We start from the raw sequence: 14,678 nt of genomic DNA, 5'->3' as shown, positions 1-14,678 counted from the left end.
GAAGAAAATGGCCGACGGACTTCGCAAGGGACTGACCAGCTATGGTGACGCCGGCTTCTCGCTGTTCCTGCGCAAGGCTTTCATCAAGGCGATGGGCTATTCGGACGATGCGCTCAATCGCCCGATCGTCGGCATCACCAACACCTACAGCGACTACAATCCCTGCCACGGCAACGTGCCGCAGATCATCGAAGCGGTGAAGCGCGGGGTGATGCTGTCGGGCGCGATGCCGTTCGTGTTCCCGACCATCTCGATCGCCGAGAGTTTTGCGCATCCGACCTCGATGTATCTGCGCAATCTGATGGCGATGGATACCGAGGAGATGATCCGCGCCCAGCCGATGGATTCCGTGATCGTGATCGGCGGCTGCGACAAGACCCTGCCGGCGCAACTCATGGCCGCCATCAGCGCCGATCTGCCGACGGTGGTGATTCCGGTCGGGCCGATGGTGGTCGGCCATCACAAGGGCGAGGTGCTGGGCGCCTGCACCGACTGCCGCCGGCTGTGGGGCAAGTATCGCGCCGGCGAGATCGATGATGTCGAGATCGAGGCGGTGAACGGCCGTCTCGCACCGTCGGTCGGCACCTGCATGGTGATGGGCACGGCCTCCACCATGGCCTGCATCACCGAGGCGCTCGGCCTGTCGCTGCCGATGAGCGCGACGATCCCGGCGCCGCATGCCGAACGCTTCCGCTCCGCGGAGGCCAGCGGCCGCGTCGCCGCCGAAATGGCGAAGACCAAGGGACCGAAGCCGAGCGAGATCCTGACGCCGGCGTCGTTCCGCAACGCCCAGGTCGTCCTGCAGGCGATCGGAGGCTCGACCAATGGGCTCATTCATCTCACGGCGATTGCCAACCGCTCGCCGCACAAGATCGATCTCGAGGCGTTCGACAAGCTTGGCCGCGAGGTGCCCGTGCTGGTCGACCTCAAGCCCTCGGGTGAGCATTACATGGAGCATTTCCATCATGCCGGTGGCGTGCCGAAGCTGATGGCGCAGCTCGGCGACCTCATCGATCTCGATGCCAGGACCATCACCGGCCAGACCTTGCGCGAGGTTGTGGCCGGCGCGGAGGACGTGCCGGGGCAGGATGCAATCCGCTCCAAGGCGAACCCGATCAAGTCCGAAGGCGCAATGGCGATCCTGCACGGCAATCTCGCGCCGCGCGGTGCCGTCATCAAGCAGTCGGCGGCGAGCCCAAAGCTCTTGCAGCACACCGGTCGTGCCGTGGTGTTCGAGTCGGTCGAGGACATGACGCTGCGGGTCGACGATCCCGCGCTCGATGTGACCGCCGACGACGTGCTGGTGCTGCGCAACGCCGGCCCGAAGGGCGCGCCGGGCATGCCGGAGGCGGGCTACCTGCCGATCCCGAAGAAGCTCGCGCGCGCTGGCGTGAAAGACATGGTCCGCATCTCGGATGCGCGGATGAGCGGTACGGCGTTCGGCACCATCGTGCTGCACATCACGCCGGAGTCAGCCGTCGGCGGTCCGCTTGGCCTGGTGCGGAACGGCGACATGATCCGGCTCGATGTTGCCAAGCGCAGCATCGATCTCCTGGTCGACGAGGCCGAACTGCAGAAGCGTCGCGCCGCGCTCGCTCCCGCCGGCACGCCGGATTGGGCCAAGCGCGGCTACGCGCATCTGTTCAACGAGACCATCCTGCAGGCCGACGAGGGCTGCGATTTCGACTTCATGCGCGCCAAGGGGAAGTAGCGCGCGTCGTTCGGCGAAATTGCCGAATTGTCGATAATTTCAGCGATGCAGTGCACGATAGCGCTCGTAGTCGTCTAATTCCTTCTGTTTTATTGACAATCCCGCGGGACTGGTGGGATGATCGCGTCAATTAAAAACAGGGGGAACGTCGCGATGGGCTATTCAGCCAGGATCGTCGGGATCGCCATGGCCGCGGCAGCGCTGCTGCTGCCGGCGCGCGCCGGCGCGCAGGAGGTCAAGCACTTCCGCTTCGCCTACGACCAGCCGCGCAACACCGGCTATTCGGTCGCCGGCGATCTGTTCGCCGAGAAGCTCAAGGAGTTGAGCAAGGGGACGATGATCGTCGACCAGTATCCCGGCGCGCAGCTCGGCCAGGAGCCGCAGCTGCTGCAGCTCGTGAAATCAGGCGATATCGAGTTCGCGATCGTCTCGTCCGCCAACACGGCGACGATCTCGCCGCAGGCCGGCGTGATGTCGCTGCACTTCCTGTTCCGCAATGACGCCCATGTGATCAAGGCGCTGGCGGATCCGCAGGTGTTCGACGCCATCAGGACGATGATCGACGAGACCGCACAGGGCCTGCATGTGATCGGCACCGGTTCGCAGGGCGTCCGCCACATCTACAGCAAGAAGGAAATCCACAACGTCGGCGACCTCAAGGGCGTGAAGGTCCGGGTGCAGGCGACCGCGACCGAGGACACCATGTTCCCGGCCTATGGCGCGCAGACGGTGCATATGCCGTTCGGCAGCGTCTACACCTCGCTGCAAACTGGCGTGGTCGACGCCGCCGAGAACAGCATCAACGTTTATCTCGTCAACAAGCACTATGAGGTCGCGCCGGTGCTGTCGATCACCGAGCACGAGGCCAACAATGCGCTGCTGTTCGTCTCCGACAAGCTGTGGCAGAGCCTGTCCGCCGAGCAGAAGCAATGGGTGCAGGCCGCCGCCAACGAGGTCAGCGCCAAGGAGCCGCAGAAGGCCTTCGAGCTGGAGCGGAATGCGCTGACCAAGCTGAAGTCGTTCGGGGTCAAGGTGGTCGATAACGTGGACAAGAAGAGCTTTACCGCGATCGCCGATCCCTATCTCGACAAGCTCGCCAAGGAACTCGGCCCGCACGCGGAGAAGATCAAGAACCTGATCCGCGCAGTCAACTAGCGCACTTCATGCGTCGTCCCGGCCTAGTGCGCAATTGCGCACGGGGGCCGGCACCAATACGCTGCGGCCCATCGGTTGAGCGATTAGGTCGCCGACTTTTTGCAAGCAACTCGAACCGGGGGTTATGGGTCCCGGCTTTCGCCGGGACGACGAGGAATTTCGGGCATGGCCATCGCCGACAGACTGGTGCTGCAACGGCAGCGGCATCTGAAATGGCGGGCGCTGGATCGGCTCGAGCTGATCCTGATGATGCTGTGCGGCCTGTTGTGCTTCGGCTTCTCGCTCTCGGTCACCGCCGACATCGTCACCCGCACCGTCGGTCATCCCTGGCTGTGGCTGCAGGAGGTGACCTCGACGCTGTTCATCTACGCGATCTTCATCGGCGCCGCGGTCGCGACCAGGCGCAACGATCACCTCTATCTCACCGCGCTGTCGGAGGCGATGCACGGCCGGTCGCGGCTGGTCGTCGAGATCGTCATCCGACTGGTGGTGCTGGGCGTTGCTTTTTGCCTGGTCTGGTACGGTTATCAAAATTACCTTCGCGGCTTCGGCAGCTTCCGGCTGCCGTCCGGCACGCCGATCGCCTCGCTCTATGCGGTGATTCCGCTGTCCGGCATCCTGATCGGCCTGTTCACGGTCGAGCAGCTCGTCAACGGCATCCGCAACGGATTTGAGCATCCGGAGCCGCCGGACGAGGATCTTGCGATTCCCGCGATCAATACCAATGCGACCACGGGAGTGCAGCCGTGAGCGCACCGGTCGTGCTGGTGTTGATGTCGTCCTGCTTCCTGTTCTTCGGTTATCTCGGCGTGCCGGTGCCGTTCTCGCTGATGGCCGGCGTGTTCGTCGGCGCGGCGCTGTCGGATGTGTCGCTGGCCGCGATCATCCAGAAGATCTTTGACGGTGTCGATTCCGAGGCGCTGCTGGCGATCCCGTTCTTCCTGCTGGTCGGCGAGCTCATGAGCTCGGCGAATGTCGTGGTCCGTATCGCAAACCTGTCGGTCTCGCTGGTCGGTCACATCAGGGGCGGGCTGTCGCAGGTCGTCGTCGTGTTCAGCATGTTCTTCTCGGAAATGTCGGGCTCGACCACCGCCGATGTCGCTGTCATGAGCAGGGCGCTCGGCGGGCCGATGCGGCGGGAGGGCTATGAGCCGGCCTTCATCGCCGCGATCATCGCCTCGGCCTCGACGATCGCCGCGCTGGTGCCGCCGAGCATCACGGCCGTGGTCTATGGCGCGGTCGGCAACGTCTCGATCGCCGGCCTCTTCATGGCGGGCGTGGTGCCCGGCCTGATGATCGGCTTCGGCCTGATGATCTATTGCTATTTCTTCGGGCCGTCAGGCCTGCGCAAGCCGCGGGCGCCGCTTCGCCAGATCGCTTTCGCCGCCGGCGACGCCGCGCTGCCGCTGATGATCCCGGTGATCCTGCTCGGCGGCATCCTGACCGGCTGGTTCACACCGACCGAGGCCGGCGTGGTCGCGGTCGCCTACATCATTATCGTCGTGATCCCGGCGCTCAACCGCGGGCACCTGAAAAAGATCCCATATGACTTCTGCCTGGCCGGCCTGATCTTCTCGCTGCCGCTGATCACGATCGGCGCCGCGAACGCGTTCGGCTGGATGCTCGCCTATCTGCGCGGCGCCATCTACATCGCCGACTGGATCACCTCGATCGCGGGCAACGATCCGCATCTCATCATGCTGCTGATGGTGCTGCTGTTCACCGTGGTCGGCGACTTCATCGAGCCGGTGCCGACCATCATCATCTTCATGCCGCTGGTGAACGCGCTGACCCAGGCGGGCGACATCAATGGCGTGCATATGGGCGTCGTGCTGATCGCAACACTGGCCTTCGGCCTGATCACGCCGCCGTACGGACTCGTGCTGCTGATGGCCTCGAAATTCGTCGGCATCAGCTTTGCAAAAGCGCTGCGGGCGGCGCTGCCGATCTACGTCGTGTTCCTGGTCACGATCTGCTTCACGATCTATTTTCCGAAGGTCGTGCTGTGGCTGCCCAAGCAGGTGATCCCGGAATCGGTCGGCTGCTTCAAGGCGCCCGGCGGCGGCGGATACATCTGCCCGAATTAGCCCTACCGCGGTAGGCCCCTTATGGGAGGAGTACGCACTGCTCCATCCGCGTCATTGCGAGCGAAGCGAAGCAATCCATCGCTCCGCAAGTGGAGAAATGGATTGCTTCGTCGCTGCCGCTCCTCGCAATGACCCGCAACGTGAGGTGGCGCGGCTGTGACGCAGTCGTACCTGTTGTTGCTACTTCGACTTGCTGGTGAACTTCTTCACGGCGACGCGGAAATCCTCGGTATGCATCGACGTGATGATCTTGTGTTCCTCGGCGTCGAGCTGCTGCTTGGTCGGCGTGGTTGCCGCCTGATAGACCAGCGACTTGGTCCCGGCGATCGCGGCGGGCGGATTTTTCGCCAGGCGCTCGGCGAGCTGCCGGGTGGCCGCCTTCAATTCGGTCGCGGGGACGGTCTTGACGACCAGTCCCCATTCATAGGCCTGCTGCGCGGTGAAGCCATCCTCCGCAAGGAAGATCTGGAGCGCGCGACGGGTCCCGACGGTACCGACGATGCCGACCGTGCTGCCGCCGTCGGGCGATACGCCAATCTTGGCATAGGCGGGCGTGAAGCGGGCATCCTCCGCGGCGATACACAGGTCGGTCACGAAGGCGAGGCCCATGCCGGCGCCGGCCGCCGACCCGTGCACGCTGGACAGCACGATCTTCGGCATCCGCCGCACCGTTTCGATGAAGGCGTGATAGTGGTGCAGCATCTCGCCGACCACGGGCGCGATGTTGTTGGCTTCGGTCGCAGCACCGATGGTTTGCAGATCGCCGCCGGCGCAGAAGGCGCGGCCTTCGCCCTCGATGACCAGCACGCGGACGTCCGTGTTGGCTTCGACTTCGGCGCCGAGCTGTTCGAGCCTTTTGGCGATCGTCATGTCGATCGCATTGAACGCGGCCGGCCGGTTCAGCGTGATGGTCGCAATGGCGCCGTCGATGCGGAGCAAAGCGGGGTCGTTGGCGGAGGCGGGTGCTGGCATTTTGAAGACCTTGGGCTTGTTATTTCCGGACATTTAAGGCCTTGACGGCAGCCGTGGCAATCCGGCCCGGCGCCCCGGGGCTGCTTTCGGGTGCCGAGATTTGCCCGGGACCCCCTTGCATCAGCGCGAGCCATGGGGCCAAATAGCGTGCGCCTTCGGTACGCAGACACGAGCGCTGTGGTGACGGGGCACGCAAGCTAACATCGACAAAGAGGAAACGGCATGGGTCACTCCTGCTCGCGCGTATTTGGGTTGTTCCGATGACAGGCTCGGTCATCATCGTCGGCGCCGGACATGCCGGCTTCCAACTCGCGGCGTCGCTGCGCCAGGCCGGCTTCGCCGAGCCCATCGCCCTGATCAATGACGAGGGCCATTTGCCGTACCAGCGGCCGCCTTTGTCGAAGGCCTATCTGAAGGGGACCGGCGGGCCCGAAACCCTGATGTTCCGGCCCGACAAGTTCTACCAGGACAACAAGATCGAGCTGATCACCGATCGCGCCCACGCGGTCGACCGCAATGCGCGGAAGGTGGCGCTCGCCTCCGGCACGTCGCTCGACTACGGCCATCTGGTGTTCGCGACCGGTGCGCGGAACCGGCTGCTCGATATTCCCAACGCAAAGCTCGACGCCGTCCGCTACCTGCGTATCCTCGACGAGAGTCAGGCGCTGCGCGATTTGCTCGCACCCGGCATGCGCGTCGTCGTGATCGGCGCGGGCTTCATCGGGCTGGAATTCGCGGCCACTGCGCGGGCCAAGGGCCTCGAGGTCGACGTGGTCGAGCTCGCTTCCCGCGTGATGGCGCGCGCGGTGACCGCGGAGATCTCCGAGTTCTCGCAGTCGCGGCACAGCGCGGCCGGCATCCGGATCCACCTCGGGGTGCAGGTCACGGCGATCGAGGCCGATGGCGCCAGGGTCACCGGCGTCAGCCTGAGCAACGGCACGCACATCCCGGCCGATCTTGTCGTGGTCGGCGTCGGCGTGCTGCCGAATGTCGAGCTCGCCGCGGAGGCCGGCCTGCCGGTCGCATCGGGCATCATCGTCGACGAGCACCTCTCGACGGCCGATCCGAATATCTCCGCGATCGGCGATTGCGCGCTCTACACCAGCAAGCGCTTCGGCGGGTCGCTGCGGCTCGAGTCGGTGCAGAACGCGACCGACCATGCGCGCTGCGTGGCGTCGCGGCTGACCGGCAAGGCCGAGGTCTATGACGGCCTGCCGTGGTTCTGGAGCGACCAGGGCCCGGACAAGCTGCAGATGGCAGGTCTCACCACCGGCTACGACCGCGTCGTGGTGCGCGGCGACCGTGCGCAGGGGGCGTTCTCGGCGTTCTGCTATCGCGGCGACAGGCTGCTCGGCATCGAGTCGGTCAATCGCGCCGGCGATCACATGTTTGGCCGCCGACTGCTCGGCGCTGGAGGCTCGATCACACCGGAGCAGGCGGCGGATGCGAGCTTTGATTTGAAGAGCGCGCTGTCCTAACCCCCTGGTCGTCCCGGCGAAGGCCGGGACCCATACTCCGCGGCGGGTGTAGTGAACGGGACTAGTCGTTCCAGCGCCGCACAACATTTGAGATTGTGGTTATGGGTCCCGGCTTTCGCCGGGACGACTCGGGGAGAGAATAGCGGCCACCTCCTGCGCTGTCGGCATCGACGGCGCGGCCCCCATCCGTTGCACGCAGATCGAGGCGGCGATGTTGGCGTAGGCCAGCGCGTCGCCGAGCGGCCTGCCGATGGCGAGCTGCGAGGCGAGGGCGCCGACGAAGCAATCGCCGGCGCCTGTGGTGTCGACGGCCTTGACCTCGCGTCCGGGCACGAGCAACGGTTGATCCTCGACCAGCGCCAGCACGCCGCGCTTGCCGAGCGTGACGCAGACGGTCTTGCCAAGCCCCAAGGTCCGTGCCGCTTCGGCGAAGCGCGATGGGTCGTCGCTGTCGCGCAGCTCCGCTCCCGTGAGCAGGCCAAGCTCGGTCTCGTTGAGGATCAGGACATCGACGAGATCGAGCAGCGCCTTGTCGGCCGGTTTGGCCGGTGCCGGATTGAGGATCGTGGTGGCGCCAGCGGCGCGGGCGCGGCTGAAGAATGCGGCGATCGTCGGCAGCGGGATCTCGAACTGGCTGACCGCGACGTCACCTTTCGCAAGCACGGGGGCCGCGACATCATCGGCATCGACCAGCCCGTTGGCGCCCGGCACGACGACGATCGTGTTGTCGGCATTGGCGAGCGTGATGATCGCCGTGCCCGAATGCGCGCTGCCGGTGTCCTTGACGAAGGAGAGATCGACGCCTTGCGCGGCAAGGAAGGCTCTCAGCTCCTTGCCGAACGCATCGGTGCCGAGCCGGCCGACCAGCGTGGTCGGCACGCCCTGCTTGGCCGACGCTACCGCCTGGTTGGCGCCCTTGCCGCCGGGAAAATACAGCACGGCCTCGCCGGCGACGGTTTCGCCGATCCGCGGATGGCGCTCGGCGGTCGCCACCACGTCCATATTGATGCTACCGGCGACGAAGACGCGCCCCATGCCCAACCCCAACCCCATTCCGTCCTGTCAGACTGCGGCGCCGAACTCCTGCTTGACCGCCGCGATGTCGGCGAGCGTCGGCAGGCCGGCCTCGTTGCCGAGCTTCTGGATTTTGTAGGTCGACGCTGCGCGCGCGAACTCGAAATGCTCATGCCAGACTTTGCCGGGATTGGCGAGATAAGAATAGATGTAGGCGCCGTGGAAGACGTCGCCGGCGCCGTTGGTGTCGATCACGCGCTTGCGCGGAATCGGCAATGCCGGCAGCGTTTGCACCGTGCCCGCCTCGTCATACCAGAGCAGGCCGCGCTCACCCATGGTGATGCCGCCGACCCGGCAGCCGCGGCTCTTGAGATAGTCGAGCATCTGCTCCGGCGTCTTGTCCATCTGCTCGCACAGCCGTTCGGCGACGATCGCGACGTCGATGAACGCGAGCAGCTCGTGGGTGTTGGTGCGCAGGCCGCCGCCGTCGAGCGAGGTCAGGATACCGTCCTCACGGCAGAGCTTTGCGTAATGGATCGCGGCGTCCGGCTGGTGGCCGTCGATATGCAGCGCGCGGCAGCCCTTGATGTTCAGCAGCGGAAAGGGATGGATGTGCTGGTCGTCGCGGCAGCGGACAATGGCGCGCTTGCCGTCGTTGGGCATGATGAAGGACAGCGAGGAGGAGTTCACCTTGCGCGGATGGAACGAGATGCCGTACCTGTCGGCCATGTCCCAGAACATCCGTCCCAGCCAGTCATTGGCCATGGTGGCGATCAGGTCCGGCTCGACGCCGAGCTTGGCGCAGCAGAACGCCGCGGTCACCGCGTTGCCGCCGAACGACACCGCATAGGCGTCCGCAACGTGCTTCTCGTCGCCGACAGGCATGTGATCCGTGATGAAGGTGACGTCGATATAGGTCTGTCCAATGAAGAGAGCCTGCATTCGCTTCCCGTGATCGCTTGGTGTGGTCCCGGCCGACGATCAGACTAGCACCGCTGATCGGCCGGTATCGCTGAAATTATTCGCATCCCTGCTTGGTTTACAGGTAGAGATGATGGATGTGCCGGCCTGTTCTGGTATGCGGCATAACGGCCGGCGGCAGGCCGCGGTTCCGGGATTCGTAAGGAGAAGCATAATGACGGCAGATTCGGGGAGGCCAAAGCCATGATTACCGGTCTCGATCATGTCGTCGTCCTCACCAGCGACATTGCTGCCGCCAGCGCCGCCTATGAGACGCTGTTCGCGAGGGCGCCGGCCTGGCGCAACAGCGGCGACGGCGCCGACCGCGTGCTGTTCACGCTCGACAACACGACGCTGGAATTGATGGCGCCGCGCGGCGATGACGATGCCGCCCAGCGCGTCCGCAGCGCGCTCGTCACGCAAGGCGAGGGACTTGCGAGCCTCTGCTTCCGCACCAGCGATATCGCCAGGACACACCGCAGGCTCGAGCGGCTGACCCTCAAGCCCGAGCCCGTCGCCGAGGTCGAGAGCCGCGACGAGACCAGCGGCGCCACGCTATCGTGGAAGCGGACGCGCGCGGCGACCGATGCGACACGGGGTGTGCGCATGTTCTTCCTGGAGCGAGAGCAGGAGCGGCCGCTGTCGGTGCGCACCACGCCGGCCTCGATCACCGCGATGGATCATGTGGTGGTCTCGACCGCCGACCCGGAACGTGCTGCGGCGCTCTACGGCGCGCGGCTCGGGCTCGACATGGCGCTGGACCGGTCGCATCCCGAGTGGGGCCGGCTGATGTTCTTCCGTTGCGGCGACCTCGTGGTCGAGGTCACGCACCGGCCGGCCAAGGAAAACAACAAGGCGGAGACGGACGCGCCGGATCGGCTGCGCGGCATCTGCTGGCGCGTCACTGATATCGATGCCACCCGCGCGCGGCTGATTGCCGCTGGCGTCGACGCCTCGGAGATACGCACCGGCCGCAAGCCCGGCACGCGCGTGATGACGGTGCGCAACGGCACGTGCGGCGTGCCGACGCTTCTGGTGCAGCCCTCGCAGGGAAAGCCAGACTAGGCCGCGTTCCATGCGCGCGTCGTCACGACAGCGGGCGTGGCGGAGCACATGTCTTGAGTTTTCCGTCATTCCGGGCGTGCGCAGCACGAACCCGGAATCCATCGCGCCACATGCTCCGTAGATGAATGGATTCCGGGTTCTCGCTTCGCGAGCCCCGGAATGACGAGGGGCGGGGCCGTCGCAGCTGCGAGAAATATTCCCGCATGGCCGTCACGACAACATTCGTTCTCAAACGGCGCGCGTCATGCTACATTCATTAATCCAGCATCACGGGCGATCGATTTGGCCAAAGCAAAGCGGATACAGAGATGGCAGCGTGACCCCCAGGGGATGCGGCTGCGGATTCTCGAGGCGGCCAAGCAGGAATTCGCCGCCCATGGCCTCGCCGGCGCGCGGGTCGACCGCATCGCGGCCAATGCCGACGCCAACAAGCGCATGCTGTATTACCACGTCGGCAACAAGGAGGATCTCTATCTCGAGGTGCTGGAGGGCGCCTACGAGAAGATCCGCGCCGAGGAGCGCACGCTCGATCTCGAGCACCTCGACCCGCCCGAGGCGATCGGGCGCCTGATCGACTTCACGTGGAACTATTTTCTGCGCAATCCCGAGTTCCTGGCGCTGCTGAACACGGAAAACCTCGCCAAGGCAAAGCACCTGAAGCGCTCGACCAAGGTCAAGTCGATGCACTCGCCCTTTGTCGAGATGATACGCACCGTGGTGACGCGCGGGGTCGAGAGCGGCGATTTCCGCGACACGGTCGATCCGGTGCAGCTCTATATCTCGATCGCCGGGCTGGCGTTCTTCTATCTCTCCAACAGCGCCACGCTGAGCGTGATCTTCGGCCGCGACCTGCTCAAGAAGGACGCCCGCGACGAGCGGCTCGAGCACATGACCGCGCTGGTGCTGGCGGCGCTGACCGGCAAGTCTACCGCAGCGTTTGGCAGCGCGATGCCGCCGCGGCGCGCGGCGGAACACCGGGTGGTGTGAACGCCGGTGGCCCCGTAGCCCGGATGAGCGAAGCGATATCCGGGACAGACCATCCGCGCGGGCGGATTTTCCCCGGATATCGCTGCGCTCATCCGGGCTACAGCAGTCCCTTCGCGAGATCGTTCCGCAAAGCGATAGCCTGTAGCCCGGATGGAGCGTAGCGCAATCCGGGGAGCTGTATCCGCGGACAATGCGGTCCCGGATTTCGCTGCGCTGCATCCGGGCTACGGACCATCAAGAAATCTCGCCTGACGAAAGTAGCGTGCTTCGGCGCGATTTTGCTGGGTGCGAGGGGCTGGACAGTATTTATCCAACGGGTTAATTTCTGGATGAACAACAGAGACTGCAAGGGAGCGTGACGTGGCGGAGGCAAAGAGCCCTTCGGGCGTGTCGAAGGTGCTGAATGCGGCGTGGGTGCGTCCGTTCCTGTTCCTGGTGGTCATCGTGGTGGCCTGGGACCTCGCGATCCGCCTGTTCCACATCCCGGCCTATCAGATCCCGTCGCCCGGCGACGTCGTCGCGGTGCTGTGGAGCGACTGGCCGGAGCTGCTGCGGCAGTCCTGGCCGACCACCTATGCGACGATCTGCGGTTTCCTGCTCTCGGCGCTGTTCGGCATTCCCACAGCGATGCTGATCGCGGGCTCGAGGACGGTCGAGAGCTACGTCTATCCGCTCTTGGTGTTCTCCCAATCGGTGCCGAAGATCGCGATCGCGCCGCTGTTCGTGGTGTGGTTCGGCTTCGGCATCATCCCCAAGGTGATCTCCGCGTTCCTGCTCGGCTTCTTCCCCGTGGTGGTGTCGGCCGTGCAGGGCTTCAAGTCGGTCGATCCCGACATGGTTGATTTGGCGCGCGCGATGCAGGGCAGCCGCTTCAAGGTGTTCTGCGCGGTCAACCTGCCGCATGCGATGCCTGCGATCTTCTCCGGCCTGAAGGTCTCGGTGACGCTCGCCGTGGTCGGCGCGGTGGTCGGCGAGTTCGTCGGCTCCAATTCCGGCATCGGCTACGTGATGCAGCGCTCGATCGGCACCTTCGACCTGCCGACGATGTTCGCCGCGCTGGTGATCCTGGCGCTGCTCGGCGTCATCCTGTTCTGGATCGTCGACCGCATCGAGCGGCTGGTGATCCCCTGGCACGTCAGCCAGCGCGACGACATCATCTTCGCGTCCTAGCGCAGCAACCGGACAAGCGGCCCAGACAAGGGCCGCGGTACAATAAAGGGAGAACAACCATGAAGCGTTTGATTGCGGTCGCCGGCGCCGCGCTGGCCTGGACCGCGCTTGCGGTGGCACCCGTGTCCGCGGCCGACAAGGTCGTGCTGATGCTGAACTGGTACGTCTATGGCGAGCACGCGCCGTTCTATTATGGCAAAGCCAAGGGCATCTATGCCACTGAGGGCATCGACCTCGAGATCCAGGAAGGCCGCGGCTCGGCCGCGACCACGCAGGCGGTGGCGGCCAAGACCGCCGATTTCGGCTATGTCGACGTGCCCACGATGATGCGCGCCGCGGTGAAGGGCGCGCCGGTCATCGCCACCGGCGTGCTGCTGCAGACCAGCCCGATGTCGGCGATGGGCCTCGTCGACAAGAACATCAGGAAGCCCGAGGACATCAAGGGCAAGACGGTCGCGATCACGCCGGCGGATTCGATGACGCAGATCTGGCCGCTGTTCCTGAAGAAGACCGGCCTCAAGGAGAGCGACTTCCAGACCGTCGCCGGCGACGGCCAGACCAAGCTCAACGCCGTCATCAACGGCCAGGCCGATCTCTTGCTCGGCTACGTCATGGACCAGTCGATGAAGATCAAGGACGCTACCGGCAAGGACGTCTACCCGATCAAGTTCGCCGACTACGGCATCAACATGGTGTCGTCGGGCATCATCGCGAACTCCGACTATGTGAAGGCCAACGCCGACCTCGTCCGCCGCTTCATGTCGGCGACCACCAAGGCGGTGGAAGCCGCGGAGAAAGAGCCGAAGGCAGCCGCGCAGTCGATCCTCGACGCCAACCCGAAGGGTGGCAAGATCGACACGCTGACGCAGGGTTTTGAGCTGACGATCCCGCTCTATCGCACGGCGGAGACCAAGGCCAAGCGGCCGTTCCAGGTCACCGACCAGAACATGACCGAGTCGGTCAATCTGATGGTCGAATATGGCGGCCTCGACGCCAAGGCCAAGGCCAATCCGAAGGCGTTCTACACCAACGACTATCTGCCGAAGGGTGACTCGTGAACCACCGACTGTCGTCCCTGCCGAGTGCGCTGTTGCGCACGGAGCAGGGACCCATAACCACCGGAGTTGATTGGTGCGGAAGGTCTCTACCCGTGTGCCCGAACCAGAGGACACGGAGTATGGGTCCCTGCTTGCGCAGGGACGACGGGTGGAGAGGGCTGCGATGAATCCTGCAACCAAACCAGTCGATGTCAACCAGCCCGCCGCGCGTCTGCGCCTGGTCTCGGATCGCGCCGCTGGCGCCACGCCGGGCATCCAGCTCTCCGGCGTATCGAAGACCTACCGATCGCGCGACGGCGATGTGCCGTCGCTGCGGCCGCTCGACTTCACCATTAATGACGGCGAGTTCTTTGTCGTGGTCGGGCCCTCCGGCTGCGGCAAGTCCACGCTCCTCAAGATGATCTCCGGCCTGCTGCCGCCGACCACCGGCGAGGTGCTGGTCGACGGCGAGCCGGTGACGAAGCCGCACGGCAATGTCGGCATCGTATTCCAGAACGCGCTGCTGCTGCCGTGGCGCAACATCCTCTCCAACGTGATGCTGCCGATCGACATGAAGGAGCTGCCGCGGGACAAATATCTCGCCCGCGCCAAGGCACTGCTGAAGCTGGTCGGGCTCGAGGGTTTCGAGAAGAAGCTGCCCTGGCAGCTGTCCGGCGGCATGCAGCAGCGCGCCTCGATCTGCCGCGCGCTGGTGCATGATCCCAAGATCATGCTGATGGACGAGCCGTTCGGCGCGCTCGACGCCATGACGCGCGAGCGGATGAATGTCGAGCTGATGCGGATCCAGCGCGAGACCGGCAAGACGGTTCTGTTGATCACGCACTCGATCCCCGAAGCCGTGTTCCTCGCCGACCGCGTTCTCGTGATGACCGAGCGGCCCGGCGCGATCGCCGCGATCTACGACGTGCCGATGCCGCGGCCGCGCTCGCTTGAGACGATGTCCGATCCCGTCTTCACCGAGCTGGTGCAGCGGATCCGGAAGCATTTCTTCACGCAGGGGCCGCTGGATTAACACCCGAGT

13 protein-coding genes are annotated in these 14,678 nt (G+C 64.9%); 10 read left to right on the top strand and 3 right to left on the bottom strand.

Annotation, left to right across the window (positions count from 1 at the left end):
- Positions 1–7 precede the first annotated feature (7 nt).
- The 4 genes from AAFG07_RS29455 (at position 8) to AAFG07_RS29440 (ending at position 4,953) form a co-directional block, all read left to right on the top strand.
- Positions 8–1,711 carry an IlvD/Edd family dehydratase gene (locus tag AAFG07_RS29455; RefSeq protein WP_342723273.1) on the top strand — a complete coding sequence of 568 codons (1,704 nt, stop codon included), beginning with the start codon at positions 8–10 and terminating at the stop codon, positions 1,709–1,711.
- A 186-nt stretch (positions 1,712–1,897) separates the two neighbouring features.
- Positions 1,898–2,866 carry a TRAP transporter substrate-binding protein gene (locus AAFG07_RS29450; protein ID WP_342729274.1) on the top strand — a complete coding sequence of 323 codons (969 nt, stop codon included), beginning with the start codon at positions 1,898–1,900 and terminating at the stop codon, positions 2,864–2,866.
- A 165-nt stretch (positions 2,867–3,031) separates the two neighbouring features.
- A complete protein-coding gene (locus AAFG07_RS29445) occupies positions 3,032–3,616 on the top strand; it encodes a TRAP transporter small permease (protein ID WP_342723272.1) in 585 nt (194 codons plus the stop codon).
- Entirely contained in the window at positions 3,613–4,953 is a 1,341-nt protein-coding gene (locus tag AAFG07_RS29440) for a TRAP transporter large permease (RefSeq protein WP_342723271.1), read from the top strand. Before AAFG07_RS29445 ends, AAFG07_RS29440 begins: the two co-directional genes overlap by 4 nt.
- A gap of 180 nt (positions 4,954–5,133) precedes the next feature.
- On the opposite strand, the gene AAFG07_RS29435 is transcribed toward AAFG07_RS29440, so the two are convergent.
- Positions 5,134–5,925: an enoyl-CoA hydratase/isomerase family protein gene (locus tag AAFG07_RS29435; protein ID WP_342723270.1), complete on the bottom strand. Its 792-nt coding sequence runs from the start codon at positions 5,923–5,925 to the stop codon at positions 5,134–5,136.
- 260 nt (positions 5,926–6,185) lie between these two features.
- Here AAFG07_RS29435 and AAFG07_RS29430 point away from each other — a divergent pair, with 260 nt between their 5' ends.
- Positions 6,186–7,403: an FAD-dependent oxidoreductase gene (locus tag AAFG07_RS29430; RefSeq protein ID WP_342723269.1), complete on the top strand. Its 1,218-nt coding sequence runs from the start codon at positions 6,186–6,188 to the stop codon at positions 7,401–7,403.
- Between the two features lie 99 nt (positions 7,404–7,502).
- Here the strand turns inward: AAFG07_RS29430 and rbsK are convergent, their stop codons facing one another.
- Together rbsK and AAFG07_RS29420 are read right to left on the bottom strand one after the other, a co-directional pair.
- Complete coding sequence (rbsK, locus tag AAFG07_RS29425; RefSeq protein ID WP_342723268.1) at positions 7,503–8,438, bottom strand: ribokinase; 936 nt, start codon at positions 8,436–8,438, stop codon at positions 7,503–7,505.
- Positions 8,439–8,465: 27 nt separating this feature from the next.
- Complete coding sequence (locus tag AAFG07_RS29420; protein ID WP_342723267.1) at positions 8,466–9,359, bottom strand: sugar kinase; 894 nt, start codon at positions 9,357–9,359, stop codon at positions 8,466–8,468.
- A gap of 222 nt (positions 9,360–9,581) precedes the next feature.
- Between AAFG07_RS29420 and AAFG07_RS29415 the strand changes: the two genes are divergently transcribed.
- The 5 genes from AAFG07_RS29415 (at position 9,582) to AAFG07_RS29395 (ending at position 14,669) form a co-directional block, all read left to right on the top strand.
- Positions 9,582–10,442, top strand: coding sequence for a VOC family protein (locus AAFG07_RS29415; RefSeq protein WP_342723266.1), 861 nt, complete (start codon positions 9,582–9,584; stop codon positions 10,440–10,442).
- A 330-nt stretch (positions 10,443–10,772) separates the two neighbouring features.
- On the top strand, positions 10,773–11,429 hold the full coding sequence (locus AAFG07_RS29410; protein WP_342723265.1) for a TetR/AcrR family transcriptional regulator: 657 nt from the start codon (positions 10,773–10,775) through the stop codon (positions 11,427–11,429).
- Positions 11,430–11,789: 360 nt separating this feature from the next.
- On the top strand, positions 11,790–12,599 hold the full coding sequence (locus AAFG07_RS29405; protein ID WP_342723264.1) for an ABC transporter permease: 810 nt from the start codon (positions 11,790–11,792) through the stop codon (positions 12,597–12,599).
- 149 nt (positions 12,600–12,748) lie between these two features.
- On the top strand, positions 12,749–13,657 hold the full coding sequence (locus tag AAFG07_RS29400) for an ABC transporter substrate-binding protein (protein ID WP_342729273.1): 909 nt from the start codon (positions 12,749–12,751) through the stop codon (positions 13,655–13,657).
- 163 nt (positions 13,658–13,820) lie between these two features.
- Positions 13,821–14,669, top strand: coding sequence for an ABC transporter ATP-binding protein (locus AAFG07_RS29395; RefSeq protein WP_342723263.1), 849 nt, complete (start codon positions 13,821–13,823; stop codon positions 14,667–14,669).
- Positions 14,670–14,678: the final 9 nt, after the last annotated feature.

It is taken from the genome of Bradyrhizobium sp. B097, from assembly GCF_038957035.1.
GTDB lineage: Bacteria > Pseudomonadota > Alphaproteobacteria > Rhizobiales > Xanthobacteraceae > Bradyrhizobium.
This window is presented reverse-complemented; position numbering and strand designations above follow the sequence as displayed.

What these genes read in the sequence shown, in the direction of transcription:
- AAFG07_RS29420 (WP_342723267.1), bottom strand. Translation starts at nt 9,359, where the DNA reads ATGCAGGCTCTCTTCATTGGACAGACCTATATCGACGTCACCTTCATC.
- AAFG07_RS29400 (WP_342729273.1), top strand. Translation starts at nt 12,749, where the DNA reads ATGCTGAACTGGTACGTCTATGGCGAGCACGCGCCGTTCTATTATGGC.
- AAFG07_RS29435 (WP_342723270.1), bottom strand. Translation starts at nt 5,925, where the DNA reads ATGCCAGCACCCGCCTCCGCCAACGACCCCGCTTTGCTCCGCATCGAC.
- rbsK (WP_342723268.1), bottom strand. Translation starts at nt 8,438, where the DNA reads ATGGGGCGCGTCTTCGTCGCCGGTAGCATCAATATGGACGTGGTGGCG.
- AAFG07_RS29450 (WP_342729274.1), top strand. Translation starts at nt 1,898, where the DNA reads ATGGCCGCGGCAGCGCTGCTGCTGCCGGCGCGCGCCGGCGCGCAGGAG.
- AAFG07_RS29445 (WP_342723272.1), top strand. Translation starts at nt 3,032, where the DNA reads ATGGCCATCGCCGACAGACTGGTGCTGCAACGGCAGCGGCATCTGAAA.
- AAFG07_RS29410 (WP_342723265.1), top strand. Translation starts at nt 10,773, where the DNA reads ATGCGGCTGCGGATTCTCGAGGCGGCCAAGCAGGAATTCGCCGCCCAT.
- AAFG07_RS29415 (WP_342723266.1), top strand. Translation starts at nt 9,582, where the DNA reads ATGATTACCGGTCTCGATCATGTCGTCGTCCTCACCAGCGACATTGCT.
- AAFG07_RS29430 (WP_342723269.1), top strand. Translation starts at nt 6,186, where the DNA reads ATGACAGGCTCGGTCATCATCGTCGGCGCCGGACATGCCGGCTTCCAA.
- AAFG07_RS29395 (WP_342723263.1), top strand. Translation starts at nt 13,821, where the DNA reads ATGAATCCTGCAACCAAACCAGTCGATGTCAACCAGCCCGCCGCGCGT.
- AAFG07_RS29455 (WP_342723273.1), top strand. Translation starts at nt 8, where the DNA reads ATGGCCGACGGACTTCGCAAGGGACTGACCAGCTATGGTGACGCCGGC.